This window comes from Sideroxyarcus sp. TK5 (genome assembly GCF_054601595.1).
In genome coordinates this window covers 431,660-454,110 of the sequence record NZ_BAAHSJ010000001.1, presented here as the reverse complement: position 1 = coordinate 454,110, position 22,451 = coordinate 431,660, and the positions used below count along the sequence as shown (strand labels likewise).

Below are 22,451 nucleotides of genomic sequence, written 5' to 3'. Positions count from 1 at the left end.
GGGATATTCATTTTGCCGAACCCGGCAAAGTCTCTATACTCCGGCACTCGTGATGCAACATTTCATCGATAGCTTGAAGTCGGATACAGGGAGTCATTCATGAAAAATTATCTTATGTCTTTGCTTGCCGCTGCGATGATGCTGACCGGTGCAACCGTATTTGCAGCCGGCGAAGAGGGCAGCGGGCATAGCAGCACAGCCACCAGACTGGAAGTTGAAGAGTTGAAGCCGGTCGCAGCGGAGACAGCGGAAGCGCCCGCTCCGGCCATGAAACCCGCCAAGCCCAACAAGCACAGCACATCGAACAAGCCGCGTGCCAAGGATCTGGATTTCAGACACTGCCTCGAACTGACGGACAACGCCGAGATCGCGCGATGTGCGCAAGAGTGAAGCACAAGCTGGCAAACGCAACCTAGTCGCCGCGCAGCCACTGCGCACCAAACCAGCGCCGGTCCCACGACCGGCGCGACCTGAATATCCGCAACCATGACCAAACTCAAACTGCACTGGCAGATCCTCATCGCCCTTTTGCTGGCCGCCATCGCCGGCTCTGTCGCGGGTACTGACGCCACACTGTTCGGCGTGCGCTGGTACGCGGTGTTCGATTTCATCGGCACGCTGTTCCTCAATGCATTGAAGATGCTGATCGTGCCGCTGGTGGTGTCGTCCATCATCGTCGGCATCGCGGGCATCGGCGGGGGCGGCGCGTTCGGGCGGCTGGGCGCAAAAACGCTGATCTATTACGCGACCACCAGCCTGTTCGCCATCCTGATCGGCCTCGCCATCGTGAACATGACCGCACCCGGCATCATCGACGGCCAACCGGCGAAGGAACGACTCGGCATGGCGCAGGTGAGCGATGAGGTGGCGGCCAGCATCGAGGACAAAGGTGCGGGCGACCTGGTGGGCATCTTCCTGCGCATGGTACCCACCAACATCGTGTCCGCCGCAGCCGACGGACAGATGCTGGGGCTGATCTTCTTCAGCCTGCTGTTCGGTTTCTTCATGACCCGGATCGAGGAGCCTTACGCCGAGAGCCAGTACAAACTCTGGAACGGCATCTTCCAGGTGATGATGAAGATCACCGACTGGGTGATGAAGTTCGCGCCCATCGGCGTGTTCGGGCTGGTAGCCAAGGTGGTGGCTAGCACCGGCTTCGCTGCCATCGCACCGCTGGCCTGGTTCTTCTTCAGCGTGCTGGCCGGGCTGGCGATACATTCCCTGCTGGCGCTGCCTGCCCTGCTGTATTTCGTAGGCGGCGTGAGCCCGCTGCGCCATTACCGCGCCATGGCCCCCGCCCTGCTCACCGCTTTCTCCACCAGTTCTTCCGCCGCCACCCTGCCGCTGACCATGGAATGCGTGGAGAAACGCGCGGGCGTGTCCAACCGCACCAGCAGCTTCGTGCTGCCGCTGGGCGCGACGGTGAACATGGACGGCACCGCGCTGTACGAATGCGTGGCGGCGATGTTCATCGCGCAGGCTTACGGCATCGAGCTGGGCTTCGTGCAGCAGTTCACCGTCGTGCTGCTGGCGCTGGTCACCTCCATCGGCGTGGCGGCCATCCCCTCCGCCAGCCTGGTCGCCATCGCCATCATCCTGAGTGCCATCGGCCTGCCGCTGGAGGCCATCGGCCTGATCCTGGCGGTGGATCGCGTGCTGGATATGTGCCGCACGTCGGTGAATGTCTTCAGCGATTCATGCGGGGCGGTTATCATCGCGCGTCTGGATGGCGAGGAGAACGTGTTGCCCGATACGCCTCCCGTCCAAAGCAAAGCTTAATAATCAGCAAGTTGTTCTATTCAGGAGTCTCCGTTGAGCGTCAAATACGATGAGTCGTCATTCAAGGTGCTGCGCGGCCTGGACCCCGTGCGCCAGCGCCCCGGCATGTACACCACGCTGGACAACCCCAACCACATCATCGCCGAGGTGGTGGACAACGCCTGCGACGAGGCGCTGGCCGGTTTCTGCAAGAACATCGTCGTCACCGCACACATCGACGGTTCGGTGACGGTGTCGGACGACGGGCGCGGCATCCCGGTCGGCCTGCATCCGGAGGAAAAGAAGTCCGTGGTCGAGGTCGCCTACACCGTGCTGCACGCGGGCGGCAAGTTCGACAAGGAGAAAGGCGGCGCCTACCAGTTCTCCGGCGGCCTGCACGGCGTGGGTGTGGCGGTGACCAATGCATTGTCCACCGCGCTCGAGGTCACCGTGTTCCGCGACGGCGGCGAACACCATCTTCGATTCGAACACGGCGTCGCGAAGCAGCCGCTGGCGCGCGTGGGCGAATGTCCCAAGCGCAAGACCGGCACCACGGTGCGCGTCTGGCCGGACGGAAAATATTTCGATGCACCCAACGTCAACCTGGTGCAACTGGAACGCGCGCTGCGCTCCAAGGCGGTGCTGCTGCCGGGTGTGACCGTCACGCTGCTGATCGAGAAGAGCGGCGAGAAGAAGGAGTGGAACTATCCCGACGGCCTGCGCGGCTACCTGACGCAGGCGCTGGACGCGCAGGAAGACGGCGGCGCATTGATCGCGCCGGTGTTCTCCGGCGAGCGCTACGTCGGCAAGAACGACGACAACTATGCCGAAGGCGAAGGCGCGAGCTGGGCACTGGCGTGGACCGAGGAAGGCGCGATCACGCGCGAGTCCTATGTGAACCTGATCCCGACCTGGAACGGCGGCACGCACGATTCCGGCCTGCGCGACGCGATGTTCAACGCGGTAAAGAGCTTCATCGAACTGCACGGCATGCTGCCCAAGGGTGTGAAGCTGACTTCGGACGACGTCGCCAACCGCGCCAGCTTCGTGCTGTCCGCCAAGGTGCTCGACCCTTCCTTCCAGGGCCAGACCAAAGACAGGCTGGTGTCGCGCACCGCGCTGAAACTCGTCTCGACCATGGTCACCGATCCACTGCTGCTGTGGCTGAACGAACACGTCGATTACGGCAAGCGCATCGCCGAAGTAGTGATCAAGCAGGCGCAGAGCCGCATGAAATCGGCGCAGAAGGTGGAGAAGAAGAAAGGCTCCGCAGTCGCCGTGCTGCCGGGCAAGCTGACCGACGCGGCCGACTTCAACCCGGAGCGCAACGAGCTGTTCCTGGTCGAGGGCGACTCCGCAGGCGGCTCGGCCAAGCAGGGCCGCAACAAGGAGTTCCAGGCCATTCTGCCGTTGCGCGGCAAGGTGCTCAACACTTTCGAGGTGGATCGCAACCGCCTGTTCGCCAATGCCGAGGTGCATGACATCGCGGTGGCCATCGGTGTCGATCCGCACGACCTCACCGACAACGTCGATCTGTCCGGCCTGCGTTACAAGGGCATCTACATCATGGCCGACGCGGACGTGGATGGATCGCACATCGCCACGCTGCTGCTGACACTGTTCTTCCGCCACTTCCCGCGTCTGGTCGCGGACGGTCACATCTTCCTCGCGCAGCCGCCGTTGTTCCGCGTCGATGTGCCCGCGCAAGGCAAGAAGCCGATGCGCAAGATCTACGCCCTGAACGAGGACGAGCTGACTTCCATCGAAGACCGTCTGCGCAAGGACAAGGTGCGTGAAGGATCATGGTCGATCTCGCGCTTCAAAGGTCTGGGCGAGATGAACCCGGAACAGTTGTGGGACACCACCATGAACCCGGACACGCGGCGCGCGCTGTGCGTGGCGCTGGATGCATCTTCAAAAGAAGATACGCATCGCGTCATGAACATGCTGATGGGTAAACAGGAGTCGGGCGCGCGCCGCGCCTGGCTGGAATATCACGGTAACGAGGTAACAGGCGATGTCTGATCTTTTCGAAGAAGAAGGCGCACAACCGGAAGAAGCAATGCAACAGGAAGTAGTGGAAGCAGCGGCAGGCGACGGCGGCGGCAACGCACGCCAGTTCGCGCCGCTGCCCCCGCCGCCGGATGGTGACTCGGTGCCGCTGGCGCAGTATGCCGAGCGCGCCTATCTGGAATACGCGGTATCGGTGGTCAAGGGCCGCGCGCTGCCAGACGTGTGCGACGGCCAGAAGCCGGTGCAGCGCCGCATCCTGTATGCGATGCGCGAGATGGGGCTGGCGCACGACCGCAAGCATGTGAAGTCCGCGCGCGTGGTGGGCGAGGTGCTGGGCAAGTTCCACCCGCACGGCGACTCGTCGGCCTACGAGGCGATGGTGCGACTGGCGCAGGGTTTTTCCATGCGCTATCCGCTGGTGGACGGCCAGGGCAATTTCGGTTCGCGCGACGGCGACAACGCCGCCGCGATGCGCTACACCGAAGCGCGTTTGACGCCTATCGCCGACCTGCTGCTGTCCGAACTGGACATGGGCACGGTGGACATGCAGCCGAACTACGACGGCCACTTCGACGAACCGGCCATGCTGCCGGCGCGTCTGCCCATGGTGCTGCTCAACGGCGCATCCGGCATCGCGGTCGGCATGGCGACCGAGATCCCCTCGCACAATCTGCGCGAGATCGGCGCTGCCGCCGCCATCTGCGTGCGCGATCCGAAATGTTCCGACGAGGAATTGCTGGCCTCGATCAGCGGCCCCGACTTGCCCAGCGGCGGACAGATCATCTCCTCGCCGCGCGAGATCGCCGAGTGTTACCGCACGGGTCGCGGCTCGCTCAAGATGCGCGCGCGCTGGAAAGTGGAAGAACTGGCGCGCGGCCAGTGGCGCGTGGCGGTGTACGAACTGCCGCACGGCACTTCGGCCAAGAAGATCATGGAAGAGATCGAGGACCTCACCAATCCCAAGGTGCGCGCCAACAAGAAGGCACTCACGCAGGAGCAGGTGCAGAACAAGCAGTTGCTGCTATCGGTGCTGGACAGGGTGACCGACGAATCGGACAAGGACAATGCGGTGCGGCTGGTGTTCGAACCGAAGTCCAGCCGCCAGTCGGTGGACGAGCTGATGACCATATTGCTCGCGCACACCAGTCTGGAAAGTTCGCTGCAACTGAACATGGTGATGATCAGTCTGGACGGCAGGCCGCGCCAGAAGCCGATGGCCGAGGTACTGCGCGAGTGGGCGAGCTTCCGTATCGCCACGGTGCGCCGCCGTTGCGAACATCGTCTGGCACAGGTCAACGACCGCATCCACATCCTCGACGGTCGCATGATCGTGTACCTGAACCTGGACGAGGTGATCGCACTGATCCGCGAATCGGACGAACCCAAGCCCGCGCTGATCGAGCGCTTCGATCTGTCCGACCGTCAGGCCGAGGACATCCTTGAGATCCGTCTGCGCCAGTTGGCGAAGATGGAAGGCATCAAGATCGAGCGCGAACTGAAGCAACTGAAGGACGAAGGCGAAGAGCTGGGCAAACTGCTGGCCTCCGATGCCATGATGCGCCGCCGCGTGGCGAAAGAGATCGACGAGGACATCAAGACCTATGGCGACGAGCGCCGCACGCTGATCGAGGAAGCCGAACGCGTGGTGCTGACCACGCAGGTGGTGGACGAACCGGTGACAGTCATCGTCTCGAAGAAACACTGGGGCCGTACACGTCAGGGCCACGGACTCGATCTGGCGGGCATCTCGTTCAAGGACGGCGATGGCTTGCTGGGCGCGTTCGAATGCCGCACCACCGACCACTGCATCGTGATCTGCAGCAACGGCCGCGTGTGCAGCATCCCCGTGCACTTGCTGCCGGGCGGCCGCGGCGACGGCGTGCCGCTGGCGACGCTGATCGAAGTGGCGACCGGCGCGAAGATCGTGCATGTGCTGTGCGGCAAGGCAGAACAGCATGTGCTGCTGGCCACCGCCGCCGGTTACGGCTTCACCTGCACGCTGGGCAACATGGTGGGACGCAACAAGGCGGGCAAACAGTTCATCAGCGTGGAAGGCGAAGCGATCCTGCCGCCTGCCCTGTTCACGCCTTCCGACAATGCGCTGGTGGTGGCGGCCTGCAGATCCGGTCGTCTGCTCGCCTTCCTGCTGGCCGAGATGAAACAGCTCGCGGGCGGCGGCAAGGGCGTGGTGGTGATGGGCATGGCGGACGGGGACGAGCTGGCCGCGGTGACCGTGGCCGGTCAGCCCAAGGTCACCGTCATCACCTCCAGCGGCAGCAAGGAGCAGAGCCTGACGCTCAACGACAAGGATCTGCAAAGCCATTTCGGCAAACGCGCCCGCATGGGCAAGGCGCTGGCGCTGAAAGGCAAGTCGGTGGTGGTCGGCCTGCAATCGTAAGTCACGCGCGTCGCGGGTGTCGCCATGGCGGCACCCGCACGCATCTGCGCGAGGATCGCGCCCTTTTTCTGCAAGGCAAAACGCAATCATGTGGTTCAAGAATCTGATCGTCTATCGTCTCAACAAATGGGACGTCACTCCCGGACAACTGGAAGAGAAACTCTCGCAACATGCACTGCAGCCCTGCTCCGGTCTGGAGCTGCAACGCGCGGGCTGGATACCGCCCAAGGAGGCTGAGCCGTCCTTCGTGCACACGCTGGGCAAGCAGATGCTGATCTGCCTCGGCGCGGAAAAGAAGTTGCTACCCGCATCGGTCATCAACACCATCTGCAAAGACCGTGCAGTGGAAATGGAAGAACAGCAAGGCTACAAGCCGGGCCGCAAGCAGATGAAGCAACTCAAGGAAGCGGTCACCGACGAATTGCTGCCGCGCGCCTTCGCCGTTCGCCGCCGCACGTATGCATGGATAGACACCGCCGCTGGACTGCTGGTGCTGGATGCAGCCAACCTGGCCAAGGCGGACGAACTGGTGGAACTGCTGGTGAAGTCGGTGGACGGCATTGCCTTCACGCCGCTCAAGACGGAAGTCTCCCCCACCACCGCGATGACCTCCTGGCTGGCGGGCGAGGAACTGCCCTCAGTGTTCACCGTCGACCGAGATTGCGAGTTGCGCGCCTCGGGCGAAGAGAAAGCCACCGTGCGTTATGTGCGCCACTCGCTGGAAGCGGAAGAGATCGCCAAGCACATCAGCGCAGGCAAGGAAGTGACCCGGCTGGCGATGACCTGGTACGACCGCATCTCCTTCGTATTGCACGAGAACGGCCAGATCAAACGCCTGCAGGCACTGGACCTGCTCAAGGAGCAGGCCGACAGCGATGCGCAGGACGACGCCTTCGATGCCGATTTCGCCCTGATGAGCGGCGAACTGAAGAAATTGCTGCCCGCTCTGGTCGAGGCGCTGGGCGGCGAGAGCAGACCGGCGGCATAGTCCCCCGGCCGCCCACCCCCAAGGAAGGAGGGTGGGACACACTAAAGCATTATTGTTTCTTGCCGAAACAGGCATATGCTGCACAGGATTATTGCAGCAAGACCTTATTTCGAAAGGACGGCAATGGCGAACAAGTCCCCCTCCATTCTCAAGCAACTGAAGTATTCCTTCCTCGGGTTCGGCCTGCTCATGGGGTTGATATTCCCGTTCTATGCCAATTTCTTCGTGCAATGGAAGCCCGGCATGCTGGGCTGGTTCATCGTCGGCTGCATCGTGGCGGGCATCACCATCGGCATCTTCAACCACCTGCTGCTGGAATGGCTGCTGGTGGGCAAGCTGCGCAAGGTGGCAGTCGCCGCCGAACGCATACGCAACGGCGACCTGCGCGAGGGATGCGGCATACGCAGCGCGGACACGGTGGGCGAGATCACCGGCGGCTTCGATGCCATGGCCTCCGGCCTGCGCGACACGCTGGGCGAGATGACGGCATCCGCCAACACCGTGGATGCGACCGCGCGCGAGATCGGCGACTCCATGAACTCGCTCGGTGCCAGCATGGCGGAATACCGCCAGAACGAGCAGGAGATCATCAAGGTCATCAACGGCATGGCCGATGCCTCGCGCACCATCCTCGAACTGTCCGACTCGGCGGGCGGCAGTGCCGCCTCCGCCGATGAACTGGTGCGCAACGGGGTCCGGCATGTGTCCGCGACCGAGCAGGCCATCTCCGTGCTGGATGCGGCCAGCCGCAAGATCTCGGCCAATGCCAACAGTCTGGAGGCCAGCGCCAGGGAGGTCGAGACGGCGGTCTCCGCCATCCGCGCCATCGCGGACCAGACCAACCTGCTGGCGCTCAATGCGGCCATCGAGGCGGCACGCGCGGGCGAGCAGGGGCGCGGCTTCGCCGTGGTCGCGGATGAAGTCCGGAAACTGTCCGAGCAGGCCGCGCAGGCGACCACGCGCATCGACGGCGTGCTCAAGCAGGTGAGCGCCGATGTAGCATCCACCGTCAGCATCTCCGAAGAGAACGCCAATGCCGTCGTCGACGGCCTGCGCGCCTCCAGACTCTCATCCGAGACGTTCGTGCAGATCGAACAGGCGACGGCCGCGATGAAGGCTTCGGTGGAGGAAGTGCGCGAAGCGGCAGACGACCAGCAGATGCTGGTGGGGCTGGTGCTCAAGCGTATCGAGGAGAACCAGCACAGCACCGACGAGACCGCCAAGCTCACATCACTGTGCGTCCGGGAATCGGAGCGGATGATAGACACGGCGCACACACTGAACGAGGCCACCCACAGATTCATGGTCTGAGCGCATGGCACTTTCCCGCTTCCTCTCGACCTGCCGGAGATTGCTGCTGCCAGTCGTGTCGCTGCTCGTGCTGGCATCCGCCCCGGCCGGCGCGGCGCAGCCCGTGTTACGGGTACTGGCCTGGCCTGGTTACGCCGAGGCGGAAGTGGTGCGCGCGTTCGAGCAACGGCATGCGGTGCGGGTCGAGCTGACCGTCGTCACCTCGGACGCCTCGCTGTGGGAGAAGATCAACACCCGCAACTACGACGTGTTCGCCGTCAACGCCGCCGAACTGCAACGTTATCTCGCAGCAGATCTGGTGCAGCCGCTGCGCCTGGACAGCATCCCCAACACGCGCATGCAACTGCCGCGTTTTCGCGCCTTGTCCGCCATCCCCGGGCTGATGCGCGACGGCAAGGTTTACGCGACCCCCTACACCTATTCGCAGATGGGACTGATCTACGACCGCAAGCAGTTCCGGACACCGCCCCGCTCGATCTCCGCGCTGTGGGACGAACGCTATCGCGGCAAGGTCATCGCCTACGACGGCGGCACGCATAGCTTCTCGCTGGCCGCGCAGTCGCTGCGACTCGCCTCCCCTTTCCGCATCGCGCCCGCCGACCTGCCGCGCACCGCAGAACACCTGATCGGATTGCGGCGCAATGTGCTCGGCTTCTACACGCAGCCGGAGGAGTCGGTGCATCTGTTCATGCAGCACGGTGCCGCACTGATGTTCGCCAACTACGGCATGCAGCAGGTGCACATGCTCAAGGATGCCGGTGCGGACATCGGTTATGTGATGCCGCAGGAAGGCGCACTGGCCTGGCTGGATTGCTGGAGCATCACGCGCGATGCACGCGACCCGGCACTGGCGCACGCCTGGATCGACCATCTGCTCGGCCCGCTGGCCAGCCGCTTGCTGGTCGAACGGCAGGGACTGTCCAACACGCTGTCCGACGAGGGGAACGGCCAGCCGGACGGCATACCGGTATGGTTGCAGCCGCCGGAAGACACCGTCCGGCGCGAAAGGCTGTGGGAACGGATACGTTCCGGAGACCGCCTGTCTCGGGTGCTGGCACCATGAGATTCACCATCGCCTGGCGTCTCGGTCTGGTGCTGGTCCTTGTCGGATTGCTGGGCACAGGCCTGACCGGTTACTTCGCCTATCAGGCCAGCCGCGAACAGTTGCTGCAGTCGTCAGAGGAGCGCCTGCTGACCGCGACACAGGTGCTGATGCGCCAGGTGACGGTGGCGTTAAACAATGTCAAGGCAGACGTGCGCCTGGTCGCGCAGCATCCGCAGGCACCACGCATCCTGCAACGCAGCACCGGCGGTTTCCAGACGCTCAGCGAAGAGAACGTGGCGAAGATATTCGAGGGGATGATGGCGGTGCATCCGGAATACTTCCAGGTGCGCCTGATCGAAGCTGACAATCACGGCCTGGAGCGCATCCGCGTCGACCGCGGCATGCATGGCCTGTTGCGTGTCAGCGGCGAAGCACTGCAGGAGAAGGGACATTACCCCTATGTGTTCGAGACCCTGCGTCTCCTGCCCGGCAGCATCTATGTCTCGCGCGCCACCATCAACCATGAGATCGGCGCGCATGCGGGCGAACATCGTCCCGCGCTGCAGGTGGCCGCCCCCATCCACGATGCGCGGCAGCGCGCCATCGGGCTGGTCGTGATCAACGTCGACCTGCAAGGTCTGTTCGCCCAGCTGGCTGCCGACCTGCCGCCGGAGTTGAGACTGTATCTGGCGAACCGGCGGGGCGACTATCTGATCCATCCCGACCCGGCCCTCGGTTTCGCTTTCGACCGTGGCCAGGAGGCGCGCGTGCAGGATGAGTTCCCGGCCGTCTCGGCACTGCTGAAAGATGCCCCGAATGCGGCGACGCATCGCGTGACCTCCAGCCTGCCGTCCGCCGCCGAGCCACTGGTGGCCGCCTTCGACCAGATCCCCGTGCCCGGCATGGAAGGCGGCGACGGCTTCATCCTCGGCCTGTCGCAACCACTGTCCAGCGTGATGGCGGAAAGCCGGCAGCTCGCCTCCATCACGCTGGGCATCGTGCTGAGTTTCAGCGCACTGACGGTGCTGCTCGCCGTGTTCCTGGCGCGCGCCTTCAACCGCCCCTTCTATCACATCGTGGCTGAGATCAGACGTTTCGCGGTGGATGGCAAGATCGGCGCATTGCCGGTGGACAGAAAGGATGAGATCGGCGAACTGGCACACAGCATCCAGTTGATGGAGAGGCAGATCCAGCATCAGATCGAGGACCTGCAGCGGCAGCAGGAGATGCTCGACCACCTGGCCAGCCATGACAGCCTGACCGGCCTGCCCAACCGGCGCATGTTCCTCGACCGCCTGACCCACGCGCTGGCACGCGCCAAACGGCAGGACGAACAATTGCTGCTGCTGTTCATCGATCTGGACGGTTTCAAGACCATCAACGACACGCACGGCCATGCGGCGGGCGATGCGGTGTTGCAGGTGGTCGCGCAACGCCTGCGCGAACTGCTGCGCGAATCGGATACGGCGGCGCGCCTGGGCGGTGACGAGTTCATCATCCTGTTCGAGGGGACATGGGAGGATGCGCGGATCGAACAGATGGTGCGCAAGGTGCAGACCGCGCTGGCTGCCCCCATCCCCTACCAGGATATCGAATTGCATTCCGGCGGCAGCATAGGCGTCAGCCGCTTCCCGCAGGACGGCAGCTCGCCCTCGACGCTGATCGCGGCGGCCGACCAGGCGATGTACCACTCCAAATCGAACGGACGCTGAACCCTACCAGGGCGAGAAAGCGGGGGAGTACTTCTGCAGGGACGGCTTCATCAGCAGGTCTTCCTTGATGACATGATCGATCAGCCAATTGCGCAGGAAATCGGCAAAGCCTCTGGTCAGCTCCGGCGACCAGGTCTGTTCCGCGTTGACGAAGCCCGACTCCATCTTTCCCAGCTTCTCCATCAGTGACTGGTGCGACTGCTGCAAGCCGGGTGTCTGCTGGTAACCGACCGCGATGGCGATCTTCTCCTCGCGGTCGAAATGCAGCTGCGAATAATCATGCAAACGCTGCAACTCCGCCTTCAATGCGGCCATGTCCTTCTTCGCGAGACAGGTTTCGACCCGGTTGATGATCTCGATCAGGTATTTGTGGTCTTCGTCGATGATGTTGTTGCCGACACTCAGTTGCTCCCGCCACGCTATCGCCATGTTCCCGCTCCTTGTTGAAGATGCCCGGTCACCGACACGGCCGATCCATGCTGCCAGTATGCGGTCGAAGTTCAACCGCCCGGACGCACTTTAACAGCGCGCGCCAGCTGCGTGCATTACTTTTCGACCGGGGGGATAGCCCGGTGTCGAATCTCAACGCCGCTTCCCGTTCCCGGAAATCCAAAGGCTGCTGCGCCTCCTGCAATCTCGCCAGCACGTTCACATCCGCCTCAGATGCATCATGGTGACGCTGGCGGATGCGCTCGCGCAATGTCCCGTCGTCCGCCTCCAGCGTGGCGATGACGAACGGCAACGCAAGTTCCTGCGCCAGCGCGCGGAACATCTCGCGTTCTTCATGGCGCAGGAAAGCCGCATCCACGATCACCGGATAGCCCGCCGCCAGCAGGCCGTGCGCCAGCGCCCGCAGCAAGCCGTAAGTCCGAGCGGTCGCATCGCGGCTGTAGATGTCCGTATCCAACTTGCGACTGCCTTCCAGCGCCGACAAACCGAACAACCTCTTGCGCTCCACATCCGAGCGGATGCGCACTGCACCCAGTTGTTCGATGACGTATTGCGCGAAGGTGGTCTTGCCTGAACCGGGCAGGCCGTGCGTGATGATCAGCGCCGGTCGCCTGTCGGACAGGCAGCGCTGCGCCAGCGCCAGATGCGCCCTGCATGCCTGCAGATGCCGCGTGTGCGCCGTGCCGCCATCATCCGGCTGGCGGGCGCGGATGGCGGCGACCTTGGCGCGCACCGTCGCACGATAGACCAGATAGAAACGCAGCACGCCCACGCCCGAATAGTCGCCGCTCGCTTCCAGATACGCATTCAGGAAGCGCCAGGCGAGATCGCTGCGACCGTGATGCAGCAGATCCATCATGGTGAAGGCGACCTCGTCCATCACATCTATCCAGCGCAGCGCTGGCTCGAACTCGATGCAGTCGAACGGCACCGGCACGCCATCGGCGAGCACGATGTTGCCCAGATGCAGATCGCCGTGACATTCGCGCACGCGGCCTTCATTCCGGCGCGACTCGAAATGCTCTGCGCACGCCAGCCACTCCGCTTCCGTCAGACGTTGCATCGTATCGAGCCGCTGCAGATCGGTGCTGTCCGTCAGCAGCGTGCGCATCTGTTCGAAGTTCTGCAGCGCGGCAGCGCGTATCGTCCCGGCGTCACCGTATGCCGTCCGCGTATCCACAGTCTCTGCCTGTTCGTGGAAACGCGCGACGGCGGCGGCCAGCGCATCGATGTGCGACGGTTCGATGCCGCCGCGGCGCACGCATGCATCCATCAGCGCATCCTGCGCGAAGCGACGCATCTTAACCGCGTATTCGATGGCAGGCAGCGTGCCGAACCTGGGCGCAACTGCGCTGCCGCCCAGACTCACCACCTCAAGATAGAGGTCGGGGGCAGTACGCCGGTTGAGGCGCAACTCTTCCTCGCAGAAATGTCCTCTGGAAGACAATGATGAATAATCGAGGAAACCAAGATCGACAGCCTTCTTGATCTTGTACGCGAAGTCGCCGATCAGCAGCACCCATGAGATATGCGTCTCGATCAGCTGCGCCGCATGTGCGCGCTGCAGCGCGACTACCAGGCGTTGCTGATCGGCAAGCGCAGACATAGCTAGTCGAAATCTCCCCAGGCGCTCTTGCGCGGCTTGCGATCGCCTTCCACCAGACGCGCGATCTCGCGCCGGTCGCGTTTGGTCGGCCTCCCCTTGAGGTCGGACTGCGGCAGCAGCTTGTTCTGCTCGGCCTGTATCGCGCGCTTGCGCTTGCTCTCCTCGGTCTCGCGATACAGCTTCTGTGCGACCGGCGCGGGGCCGCGCTTGCCGGACAGTTCCAGTATCTCCACTTCGTGCTGGTAGGGACCGAGGCGGATCACCAGCACATCGCCCACGCCCACCGTCTTGGCCTGCTTGATGCGCGCGCCGTCCATGGTCACCTTGCCGCTCTCGACCGCGTCGGCGGCGATGCTGCGCGTCTTGAAGAAACGCGCGGCCCACAGCCATTTGTCGACGCGTAGTTTTTCTGCCGGTTCGTTCATTTCGTTGCCATTGAGAAGTCGGATCCGTGAAGATATGTAAAGTCTGTGCGGTTGCGGAACCTCTGTCGCATGATCGCATCCGATGCCGCGGATTGTGGGCGAGCCGGGAGCATGCGTCAAACCTGCCATGACCCTTACGGTTTATTCAAATCGTCCACTATCCTCTATAGAATCCCATCCATATCCGGCCTGCCCGGCCGTGCAGCAGAAAGGTGGCAGTGAAAGCCCAACTCCGCATACTAATGATGATAGCTCCACTGGCCGGCTGTGCCGTGGGCCCGGACTACGTCAGACCGGATCTCTCCGCCCCAGCGAACTGGCGCGACACGGCGGGGACACGCCCCGCATCGGCGCAGGAAGACATCTCCCGCTGGTGGTTGCGCCTGAAAGACCCCGTTCTGAACGAACTCATCGCCACTGCGCTGCGCAACAGTCCCGACATGCGCACCGCGCGCGCCAGGCTGCAGGAATCGCGCGCGCGGCTCGACATCTCTGATGCCGCCTTCATGCCGCAGTTGAGCGCTGCGCTCGGTGCAGGGCGCAGCAAGGCCGGCAATGCTTCGCCCTCCAACCAGTTCAACGCCGGTTTCGATGCCGGTTGGGAGATAGACCTGTTCGGCGGTTTGCGCCGCGCTTCCGAGGCGGTCGAAGCGGACGCCGGTGCGACACTGGCGGATCTCTACCACACGCAGGTATCACTCGCCGCCGAAGTGGCACTCAACTACATGCAACTGCGCAGTCTGCAGCAACGCCTCGCCATCGCGCGCAACAATCTGGAGGCGCAGCGCGAGACGCTGAAGATCACCGAATGGCGCGCGCAGGCCGGACTGGTGACCTCGATGGAAGTGGAACAGGCGAACAGCAATCTGCAACAGACACTGGCCGGCATCCCCACCCTCGCCAGCAGTCTGGGCAAAGCCGAGAACCGGCTGGCGGTGTTGTCGGGGCGATTCCCCGGCAGTCTGCACGAACGCCTGGCGACACCCGCCGCGCTGCCGCCCCTGCCGGACGAGATCGCGCTCAGCATCCCCGCCGACACGCTGCGCCAGCGCCCCGACGTGCAGGCCGCAGAACGACGTCTTGCGGCGGAGACCGCGCGCATCGGCCAGACGCGGGCGGAACGTTATCCCTCGTTCTCGCTCAGCGGCAGCCTGGGCTGGAAGGCGCTCACCGTTGGCGCGCTGGGTGACAGCGCCAACCTGACGCGCTCGCTCTCTGCCAGTCTGGCACAGACTATCTTCGACGGTGGCAGGCTGGGGGCGCGCGTCGAAGCACAGAACGCGGCGCAACAGCAGGCACTGATCGCCTACGAGCAGACCGTGCTGCTCGCGCTGGAAGAGATGGAGAACGCGCTGGCCAGCTATGCCAACAGCCATGAGCGCCGCGCCGCGTTGCAACATGCCTCGGCCTCTGCACGCAATGCAGCGCTGATGGCGCGCCAGCGTTACGAGGGCGGCCTGATCGATTTCCAGAGCGTGCTCGACACCGACCGCACCCTGCTGTCCAGCGAAGACAGTCTGGCCGGTGCCGAACTGGATGAACGCACCGCATTGATCGGCCTGTACAAGGCGATGGGCGGCGGCTGGAGCGAGGATGCCGCCCTGCCTGTCGCGCAAACCCATGACAACCAAGGTCCCCAACCATGAACGACACCTCCAGCACACGCCAGAATCCATCACTTGCCCTTCCCCGTTCTGCGGGCAGCGGCAAACGGTGGTTGCTGATCGCATCGGTCGCGGCTGCCATCGCGCTGCTCGGCTGGATGTTGTGGCCGAAGTCGAACGGGACGGGCAACGGCAGCTACCTCACCGAGGAAGCCGCGCGTGGCGACCTGTCGGTGACGGTGTCGGCCACCGGCAATCTTTATCCCACCAACCAGGTGGATGTGGGCAGCGAGTTGTCCGGCATCGTGGAGAGCGTGCTGGTGGACGAGAACGACCGGGTCAAACGCGGCCAGGTGCTGGTGCGGCTCGACATGTCCAAACTGAACGACCAGGTGGTGAAAGCGCAGGCCGCCGTGCTGGCCGCTGAGGCACAGGTGGCACAGATGCAGGCGACCGTGAAGGAGTCGCGCGCCACGCTGGCACGTTTGCGCCAAGTGGCGGAGATGACAGGCGGCAAAGTGCCGTCGCGTAGCGAACTGGAAGCGGCCGAAGCGGCGGTGACGCGCGCAGAAGCGAACGAGGCCAACGCGCGCGCCGCCGCGGCGCAGGCTTCCGCCCAGTTGCGTTCGGACCAGACCAATCTCTCCAAGGCCACCATCCGCTCGCCCATCGACGGCATCGTGCTGACGCGCAAGATCGAACCGGGACAGACCGTGGCCGCTTCCTTGCAGGCACCGGTGCTGTTCACCATCGCCGAGGACCTCGCGCGCATGCAGTTGCAGGTGGATGTGGACGAAGCGGATGTGAGCCAGGTGAAGGAAGGACAGACAGCCTACTTCATGGTGGACGCCTGGCCGGGGCGCAAGTATCCGGCCGAGATCGCGCGCGTCGGTTTCGGCGCGCAGACCACCGACGGTGTGGTGACTTACAAGACGCTGCTCAACGTATCCAATGCCGACCTGAGCCTGCGTCCCGGCATGACCGCCACCGCCGAGATCTCCACCGCCAACCTGCACGACGTGCTGCTGGTGCCGAACGCCGCATTGCGCTTCACACCGGTGACCAAGGCCGCCCCTTCCGGCGGCTTCGTCGCCAGCCTGATGCCGCGCCGCCCGCAGCAGCCCAAGCAGGTGAAGGACAACGCCTCGGCCGGCAGCAGCGCGCGCACGCTGTGGGTGTTGCAGGACAACAAGGCGACGCCGGTCGAGGTCAGCATCGGCCTCACCGACGGTCGCCGCACACAAGTCGTGGGTGGCGCATTGCAGGCGGGTGCGCGCATCATCATCGGCATGCAGAAGTCGGCGAAATGAATGTCGTCCCGCCCAGCGCCGGGCCGGATGTGCTGATCAAGCTGTCCGGCATCACCAAGACCTACGGCCGCGGCCAGGCCGCGTTCCAGGACTTGCGCGGCGTCGACCTGTCCATCCGTCAGGGCGAGTTCGTCGCCATCATGGGGCCGAGCGGCTCCGGGAAATCCACCGCGATGAACATCCTGGGTTGTCTCGACACACCGACCTCGGGCGAATATGTGTTCGACGGCATGCATGTGGAGCACCTGTTGCGCGACCAGCGCGCGCTGCTGCGCCGCAACGCCCTCGGCTTCGTGTTCCAGGGGTTCAACCTGCTGGCACGCACCACGGCGCAGGAGAACGTGGAACTGCCATTGCTCTATCGCGGCGAGAGCGCCGAAGCGCGACATGCACTGGGCATGGCTGCGCTGCGCTCGGTCGGGCTGGAAGCGTGGGCGCATCACACCTCGTCCGAACTCTCCGGCGGCCAGCAGCAGCGCGTCGCCATCGCGCGCGCCATCGTCACCAATCCCAAGGTGCTGCTGGCCGACGAGCCGACCGGCAACCTCGATTCCAAACGCGGCCACGAGATCATGGAGTTGCTGGTGGGCATGAACCGCGACCACGGCATCACCATCCTGATGGTGACGCACGAGCCGGACATCGCCGCTTATGCCAAACGCATCGTGCATTTCGTCGACGGCCAGATCGCGCACGACAACGAGAACGGCGGTGCGACATGATGGGCTGGACAACATTGCTGCTCGCCCTGCGCGAGATCCGGCGCAACCTGATGCGCTCCTTCCTCACCGTGCTCGGCATCGTCATCGGCGTGGCTGCCGTGGTCACCATGGTGACGCTGGGCAACGGCGCGACGCAGTCGGTGTCCGACCAGATCTCCAGTCTCGGCAGCAACCTGCTGATGCTGCGCCCCGGCCAGCGCATGGGACCGGGCAGCGGCAGCCTGGGCGCGCCCAGCTTCAAGGCGGAGGATGCGGAAGCGATCCGCGCGCAGGTGGCGTGACTCAAGGCGGTCGCCCCCACCGTCAACCGCACCAGCGTGGTGGTGGTCGGCACCAGGAACTGGGCGACCTCCATCACCGGCAGCAACAGCGATTACTTCATCGCCGGCAACTGGACGCTGGAAGAGGGTCGCTTGTTCAACGCCAGCGAGGAGCGCGCCGGCAAGGCCGTGTGCGTCATCGGCGCGACCGTGCGCAAGGAATTGTTCGAGGCGCACAGCCCGGTGGGCGATTCGATACGCATCAAGCAATTCTCCTGCGAAGTGATCGGCGTGCTCGCCGCGAAAGGACAAAGCGCGATGGGCCGCGACCAGGACGACACGATCGTCATGCCGCTGCGCACTGTGCAGCGCAGGCTGACCGGCAAACAGGACGTGAACACCCTCCTCATCTCGATGCAGGACGGCGCGTCATCCGAACAGGTGATCAACCAGCTGTCGCTGCTGATGCGCGAGCGGCGCAAACTGTCGGACAACGAGGACGACAACTTCAGCGTGCAGGACACCAAGGAGATCGCCAAGACCCTGTCCGGTGCCATCGGCACCATGACCGCGCTGCTCGGTGCCGTCGCGGCGGTGAGCCTGCTGGTAGGCGGCATCGGCATCATGAACATCATGCTGGTATCGGTGACCGAGCGCACGCGCGAGATCGGCATCCGCCTCGCCATCGGCGCGCTGGAAAAAGAAGTGCTGTTGCAGTTCCTCACCGAGGCGGTGGTGCTGTCCGCCTTGGGAGGCCTGATCGGGTTGCTGCTGGCCGCCATCGCCTGTGCCGGCCTGTCGTCGCTGCTGAACCTGCCCTATCTGTTCAGCCCGGGCATCAACCTGCTCGCTTTCGGCTTCTCGGCCGCCATCGGGGTGATCTTCGGCTATGTGCCGGCACGGCGCGCGGCGCGACTGGATCCGATCGAGGCGTTAAGGCACGAGTGATCGGATGACCCTCAGGCGGTCTTGCGTCTCACCTTCTCCTCATACATCTGCTGGTCTGCCGTCTTCAGGACATGGTCCAGCGAGGCACCTCGTGCGGGACACATCGAGACACCGATCGACACACCGACCTGCAGGGACACGCCTTCGAACTGGATCGGTGCCTCGATCCCGGCCCGCAACCGCTCGACCATGTCTGCCAGCATCCCGGGTTCCACTTCATCCATGAGCACGATGAACTCGTCGCCGCCCCAGCGCGCCACGGTATCGCTCTCGCGCACGACCTCGCTGGCGCGGTCCGCGACCGCAAGCAGCACGGCATCGCCCGCCTTGTGACCGTAGCGGTCGTTGATGTTCTTGAAGCCGTCCAGATCGAGGAAGAGGATGGCGCATCGCTGTTCCGGTTTGCGCCTGTGACGCGCGAAGACGATCTCGGCCCGGTCTTCCAGCAGATGCCGGTTCGGCAGACCTGTCAGCTGGTCGTACATCGCCAGCGCGGCCAGATCGGAACGGCTGCGGATCAGCATGTACATCATCCAGGCGGCGATGGATGCGAGCGCAACGAACAGCAGTCGTATCCCCATCGTCGACGCGTCCGCACCGGCACCCCTCAGGGAACGGACCGCGATGCCCCATTTCCCGCCCGGGATGTTGATCTCCTGGATGAAGGCATCCGGCCTTTCGAACAGCGCTGCATTCCCCAGCACCATGCTGCCGGTCATGCCGCTGCCATCGCCGCCACGTATGGCGTATTCGAATTGAGAATGGTCCACCCCTGCCGAGATAACTGTTGAAAAGGAAACGAGGTCGATGACGGTGGAGAGCAGCCCCCAGTAACGTTTGTTGACGTACAGAGGAACGCGATAGATCAGTCCTTTCCCGCCCTGTACCAGATCGACCGGGCCGGCCAGCGCGGGCACACCGCTTTCGGTGATGCGCTTGACCATGCCCCATTGCTTGGGCTGGTCCGGGTAATGCAAGCCGATCGCACCTTCGTTCCCCTCGCGCGGATAGACATATCTCAGGGTGTAGCCGACGGCGACACCGAAGTTGCGGACATGGGCGTTACTCTTGTGCAGGACACCGAGGATGTCGTGGACTTCCTGCGCCTGCAGATCGTTGTTGCGCACCACCAGATAACTGCCGAGGCCGCTGCTCAGATACAGCAGGGAATTCAGCTCGCTCTCGACCTGGGCACGCATCTTGGCGCTGAAGGCCACGCTGTCCCTGAAGTATTCCTCTTCCGCGTCGGCCGTGCGATTGTGGAGGAACAGTTCCCCCAGCGCGACGACGAGGATGAACAGTGTCATTGCCCCGAAGAGCGCGATGCGATGACTACGGATGAAAAGGGCAGCTCGTTTCAGCAAAGGTGTTTCCTCTTTTGTGAAGCATCATCCCCCGCCCCACCCGGTCCGTCAATCACGGCCTCCCAATACCCAACAGTCTCGCAGGTCCGCAAGCTGGAATGAAAAAGGCGATGCGGACGCATCGCCTTTCCATCGGTTCCTGACACGACTACTTCACACAGTCCACGTAATAGATGCGCTCGCCGTTCACCCTGTCCGACACCAGACCATGGATGTCTGTCTCGAAGCCTGGGAAGCGCTTGTTGAACTCGCGCGCGAACTTGAGGTAATCGACGATGGTCTTGTTGAAGCGCTCGCCGGGGATCAGAAGCGGGATGCCCGGCGGATAAGGCGTCAACAATACGGCGGTGATGCGGCCCTCCAGCTCGTCCACCGGCACGCGCTCGATCTCGTCGTGCGCCATCTTCGCGAACGCATCGGACGGTTTCATCGCGGGCTGCATGTCGGACAGATACATCTCCGTCGTCATCTTGGCCACATTGTTGGCCTTGTAGGTGTCATGGATCTGCTGGCACAGGTCACGCAGGCCGGTGCGTTCGTACTGCGGGAACTTCGCGGCGAACTCCGGCAGGATGCGCCAGATCGGCGCGTTCTTGTCGTAGTCGTCCTTGAACTGCTGCAGCGCGGTGAGCAGCGTGTTCCAGCGGCCCTTGGTGATGCCGATGGTGAACATGATGAAGAAGGAATACAGACCGCACTTCTCCACGATCACGCCATGCTCGGACAGGTACTTGGTGACCATCGCAGCAGGGATGCCCGAGTCGGCGAAGTCGCCGTCCACGTCCAGCCCCGGCGTGATGACGGTGGCCTTGATGGGATCGAGCATGTTGAACCCTGCCGCCAGTTTGCCGAAACCGTGCCACTTGTCGTCCGGGTTCAGCATCCAGTCGTCGCGCTCGCCGATGCCTTCCTCGGCGATGTTCTGCGGCCCCCACACCTTGAACCACCAGTCCTCGCCATACTCTTCATCCACCTTGCGCATGGCGCGGCGGAAGTCGAGCGCTTCGGCGATGGATTCTTCCACCAGCGCGGTGCCGCCCGGCGGCTCCATCATCGCCGCGGCCACGTCGCACGAGGCGATGATGGAATACTGCGGCGAGGTGGAGGTGTGCATCAGGTAGGCTTCGTTGAACACATGGTTGTTCAGTTTGCGCGTCTCGGATTCGCGCACCAGGATCTGCGATGCCTGCGACAGACCGGCCAGCAGTTTGTGTGTGGACTGCGTGGCGAAGATCATCGATTCCTTGGCGCGCGGGCGACCGCGACCGATGGCATGCATGCTCTTGTAGAAGTCGTGGAAAGCGGCGTGCGGCAACCAGGCCTCGTCGAAGTGCAGCGTATCGATCCTGCCATCCAGCATCTCCTTCAGTGTCTCGACGTTGTAGATCACACCGTCGTAGGTGCTCTGCGTGATGGTGAGGATGCGCGGTTTCTTCTTTTTGTCCTTGATGAACGGGTTGGCGTCGATCTTCTTCTGGATGCTGGCCGGATCGAACTCGGATTTCGGGATCGGGCCGATGATGCCGAAGTTGTTGCGCGTCGGCGTCAGGAACACCGGCACCGCGCCGGTCATCATGATCGAATGCAGGATGGACTTGTGGCAGTTGCGGTCGACGACCACGATGTCGTCCGGCGCCACGGTGGAGTGCCACACGATCTTGTTCGAGGTCGAGGTGCCGTTGGTGACGAAGAACAGATGGTCGGAATTGAAGATGCGCGCCGCGTTGCGCTCGGAGGCCGCCACCGGGCCGGTGTGGTCCAGCAACTGGCCGAGTTCGTCCACCGCGTTGCACACGTCGGCGCGCAGCATGTTCTCGCCGAAGAACTGGTGGAACATCTGCCCCACCGGCGACTTCAGGAATGCCACGCCGCCGGAGTGGCCGGGGCAATGCCAGGAATAGGAACCGTCCTGCGCGTAGTCGAGCAGCGCGCGGAAGAACGGCGGCGCCAGCGAATCCAGATAGCTCTTCGCCTCGCGGATGATGTGGCGCGCCACGAACTCCGGCGTGTCCTCGTGCATGTGGATGAAGCCGTGCAACTCGCGCAGCACATCGTTCGGGATGTGGCGCGAGGTGCGTGTCTCTCCATACAGATAGATGGGGATGTCGGCGTTGCGGAAACGCAGCTCGGCCACGAAGGCGCGCAGCGTCTTGAGCGCGGATTCGGTCTCTTCCTTACTGCCCGCGCCGAACTCCTCGTCGTCGATGGAAAGCAGGAAAGCCGACGCACGGCTCTGCTGTTGCGCGAACGAAGTCAGGTCGCCGTAGCTGGTGACGCCCAGCACTTCCATGCCTTCTTTTTCGATGGCGTCGGCCAGCGCGCGGATGCCAAGACCGCTGGCGTTCTCCGAGCGGAAGTCTTCATCAATAATAATTATCGGAAAGCGAAACTTCATGTTCAGCTCCTAGTGAATGGTGAACGAGCCAACGAGCATTGAGCTCCAGCGACTATTGATACGAGGTTGAGCTTCAGTGCAGACTCATATTGGCCGCAGGCCAATGTGATGTCGGAGCTAAAACTGAATTTCATGGCTTTCC

General features: G+C 63.5%; 17 protein-coding genes and 1 pseudogene. 13 read left to right on the top strand and 5 right to left on the bottom strand.

Going from position 1 to position 22,451, the window contains the following annotated elements; translation table 11 throughout:
- Window positions 1-99 precede the first annotated feature (99 nt).
- From ACYPYQ_RS02285 to ACYPYQ_RS02250, 8 genes are all read left to right on the top strand, one after another.
- Window positions 100-390 (top strand): hypothetical protein, encoded by a 291-nt coding sequence (locus ACYPYQ_RS02285; RefSeq protein WP_459718865.1) that lies wholly within the window; start codon window positions 100-102, stop codon window positions 388-390.
- 96 nt (window positions 391-486) lie between these two features.
- A complete protein-coding gene (locus ACYPYQ_RS02280; protein WP_459718863.1) occupies window positions 487-1,779 on the top strand; it encodes a dicarboxylate/amino acid:cation symporter in 1,293 nt (430 codons plus the stop codon).
- A gap of 33 nt (window positions 1,780-1,812) precedes the next feature.
- The gene (locus tag ACYPYQ_RS02275) at window positions 1,813-3,783 is read left to right on the top strand and encodes a DNA topoisomerase IV subunit B (RefSeq protein WP_459718859.1); all 1,971 of its coding nucleotides are present in this window, start codon (window positions 1,813-1,815) and stop codon (window positions 3,781-3,783) included.
- The gene (gene parC / locus ACYPYQ_RS02270) at window positions 3,776-6,169 is read left to right on the top strand and encodes a DNA topoisomerase IV subunit A (protein WP_459718857.1); all 2,394 of its coding nucleotides are present in this window, start codon (window positions 3,776-3,778) and stop codon (window positions 6,167-6,169) included. The genes ACYPYQ_RS02275 and parC overlap by 8 nt, the downstream gene beginning before the upstream one ends.
- A gap of 88 nt (window positions 6,170-6,257) precedes the next feature.
- Window positions 6,258-7,157: a recombination-associated protein RdgC gene (locus ACYPYQ_RS02265; RefSeq protein ID WP_459718853.1), complete on the top strand. Its 900-nt coding sequence runs from the start codon at window positions 6,258-6,260 to the stop codon at window positions 7,155-7,157.
- A gap of 123 nt (window positions 7,158-7,280) precedes the next feature.
- Window positions 7,281-8,468: a methyl-accepting chemotaxis protein gene (locus tag ACYPYQ_RS02260; RefSeq protein ID WP_459718850.1), complete on the top strand. Its 1,188-nt coding sequence runs from the start codon at window positions 7,281-7,283 to the stop codon at window positions 8,466-8,468.
- 4 nt (window positions 8,469-8,472) lie between these two features.
- Entirely contained in the window at window positions 8,473-9,531 is a 1,059-nt protein-coding gene (locus ACYPYQ_RS02255) for an extracellular solute-binding protein (RefSeq protein WP_459718847.1), read from the top strand.
- Window positions 9,528-11,225: a diguanylate cyclase domain-containing protein gene (locus tag ACYPYQ_RS02250; RefSeq protein WP_459718844.1), complete on the top strand. Its 1,698-nt coding sequence runs from the start codon at window positions 9,528-9,530 to the stop codon at window positions 11,223-11,225. The genes ACYPYQ_RS02255 and ACYPYQ_RS02250 overlap by 4 nt, the downstream gene beginning before the upstream one ends.
- 3 nt (window positions 11,226-11,228) lie before the next feature.
- Here the strand turns inward: ACYPYQ_RS02250 and ACYPYQ_RS02245 are convergent, their stop codons facing one another.
- Genes ACYPYQ_RS02245 through ACYPYQ_RS02235 form a run of 3 tightly spaced genes read right to left on the bottom strand, consistent with a single transcriptional unit; the run spans window position 11,229 to window position 13,706 of the window.
- Window positions 11,229-11,654: a bacteriohemerythrin gene (locus ACYPYQ_RS02245; protein WP_459718839.1), complete on the bottom strand. Its 426-nt coding sequence runs from the start codon at window positions 11,652-11,654 to the stop codon at window positions 11,229-11,231.
- A gap of 28 nt (window positions 11,655-11,682) precedes the next feature.
- Window positions 11,683-13,281, bottom strand: coding sequence for a bifunctional aminoglycoside phosphotransferase/ATP-binding protein (locus ACYPYQ_RS02240; RefSeq protein ID WP_459718834.1), 1,599 nt, complete (start codon window positions 13,279-13,281; stop codon window positions 11,683-11,685).
- A gap of 2 nt (window positions 13,282-13,283) precedes the next feature.
- On the bottom strand, window positions 13,284-13,706 hold the full coding sequence (locus tag ACYPYQ_RS02235) for an RNA-binding S4 domain-containing protein (protein ID WP_459718831.1): 423 nt from the start codon (window positions 13,704-13,706) through the stop codon (window positions 13,284-13,286).
- Between the two features lie 245 nt (window positions 13,707-13,951).
- On the opposite strand from ACYPYQ_RS02235, the gene ACYPYQ_RS02230 reads away from it, so the two are divergent.
- From ACYPYQ_RS02230 to ACYPYQ_RS02210, 5 genes and pseudogenes are all read left to right on the top strand, one after another.
- On the top strand, window positions 13,952-15,352 hold the full coding sequence (locus tag ACYPYQ_RS02230) for an efflux transporter outer membrane subunit (protein ID WP_459718828.1): 1,401 nt from the start codon (window positions 13,952-13,954) through the stop codon (window positions 15,350-15,352).
- Window positions 15,349-16,620: an efflux RND transporter periplasmic adaptor subunit gene (locus ACYPYQ_RS02225; protein WP_459718825.1), complete on the top strand. Its 1,272-nt coding sequence runs from the start codon at window positions 15,349-15,351 to the stop codon at window positions 16,618-16,620. Before ACYPYQ_RS02230 ends, ACYPYQ_RS02225 begins: the two co-directional genes overlap by 4 nt.
- On the top strand, window positions 16,617-17,342 hold the full coding sequence (locus tag ACYPYQ_RS02220) for an ABC transporter ATP-binding protein (protein WP_459718822.1): 726 nt from the start codon (window positions 16,617-16,619) through the stop codon (window positions 17,340-17,342). Before ACYPYQ_RS02225 ends, ACYPYQ_RS02220 begins: the two co-directional genes overlap by 4 nt.
- Window positions 17,339-18,046 (top strand): annotated as a pseudogene (locus ACYPYQ_RS02215) (ABC transporter permease); the annotation flags it as partial. The gene ACYPYQ_RS02220 and the pseudogene ACYPYQ_RS02215, both read left to right, overlap by 4 nt.
- Before the next feature lie 21 nt (window positions 18,047-18,067).
- Window positions 18,068-18,550: an ABC transporter permease gene (locus tag ACYPYQ_RS02210; RefSeq protein ID WP_459719302.1), complete on the top strand. Its 483-nt coding sequence runs from the start codon at window positions 18,068-18,070 to the stop codon at window positions 18,548-18,550.
- Between the two features lie 11 nt (window positions 18,551-18,561).
- Here the strand turns inward: ACYPYQ_RS02210 and ACYPYQ_RS02205 are convergent, their stop codons facing one another.
- The gene (locus ACYPYQ_RS02205; protein WP_459718819.1) at window positions 18,562-19,914 is read right to left on the bottom strand and encodes a diguanylate cyclase domain-containing protein; all 1,353 of its coding nucleotides are present in this window, start codon (window positions 19,912-19,914) and stop codon (window positions 18,562-18,564) included.
- Between the two features lie 148 nt (window positions 19,915-20,062).
- Window positions 20,063-22,309, bottom strand: a complete 2,247-nt coding sequence (locus tag ACYPYQ_RS02200; RefSeq protein ID WP_459718816.1) for an Orn/Lys/Arg family decarboxylase — start codon at window positions 22,307-22,309, stop codon at window positions 20,063-20,065.
- Window positions 22,310-22,451 lie beyond the last annotated feature (142 nt).

Bases quoted from the DNA above. Each gene is read 5' to 3' on its own strand.
- ACYPYQ_RS02285 (WP_459718865.1), top strand. From the start codon at position 100: ATGAAAAATTATCTTATGTCTTTGCTTGCCGCTGCGATGATGCTGACC.
- ACYPYQ_RS02280 (WP_459718863.1), top strand. From the start codon at position 487: ATGACCAAACTCAAACTGCACTGGCAGATCCTCATCGCCCTTTTGCTG.
- parC (WP_459718857.1), top strand. From the start codon at position 3,776: ATGTCTGATCTTTTCGAAGAAGAAGGCGCACAACCGGAAGAAGCAATG.
- ACYPYQ_RS02265 (WP_459718853.1), top strand. From the start codon at position 6,258: ATGTGGTTCAAGAATCTGATCGTCTATCGTCTCAACAAATGGGACGTC.
- ACYPYQ_RS02260 (WP_459718850.1), top strand. From the start codon at position 7,281: ATGGCGAACAAGTCCCCCTCCATTCTCAAGCAACTGAAGTATTCCTTC.
- ACYPYQ_RS02255 (WP_459718847.1), top strand. From the start codon at position 8,473: ATGGCACTTTCCCGCTTCCTCTCGACCTGCCGGAGATTGCTGCTGCCA.
- ACYPYQ_RS02250 (WP_459718844.1), top strand. From the start codon at position 9,528: ATGAGATTCACCATCGCCTGGCGTCTCGGTCTGGTGCTGGTCCTTGTC.
- ACYPYQ_RS02245 (WP_459718839.1), bottom strand. From the start codon at position 11,654: ATGGCGATAGCGTGGCGGGAGCAACTGAGTGTCGGCAACAACATCATC.
- ACYPYQ_RS02240 (WP_459718834.1), bottom strand. From the start codon at position 13,281: ATGTCTGCGCTTGCCGATCAGCAACGCCTGGTAGTCGCGCTGCAGCGC.
- ACYPYQ_RS02235 (WP_459718831.1), bottom strand. From the start codon at position 13,706: ATGAACGAACCGGCAGAAAAACTACGCGTCGACAAATGGCTGTGGGCC.
- ACYPYQ_RS02230 (WP_459718828.1), top strand. From the start codon at position 13,952: ATGATAGCTCCACTGGCCGGCTGTGCCGTGGGCCCGGACTACGTCAGA.
- ACYPYQ_RS02225 (WP_459718825.1), top strand. From the start codon at position 15,349: ATGAACGACACCTCCAGCACACGCCAGAATCCATCACTTGCCCTTCCC.
- ACYPYQ_RS02220 (WP_459718822.1), top strand. From the start codon at position 16,617: ATGAATGTCGTCCCGCCCAGCGCCGGGCCGGATGTGCTGATCAAGCTG.
- ACYPYQ_RS02210 (WP_459719302.1), top strand. From the start codon at position 18,068: ATGCGCGAGCGGCGCAAACTGTCGGACAACGAGGACGACAACTTCAGC.
- ACYPYQ_RS02200 (WP_459718816.1), bottom strand. From the start codon at position 22,309: ATGAAGTTTCGCTTTCCGATAATTATTATTGATGAAGACTTCCGCTCG.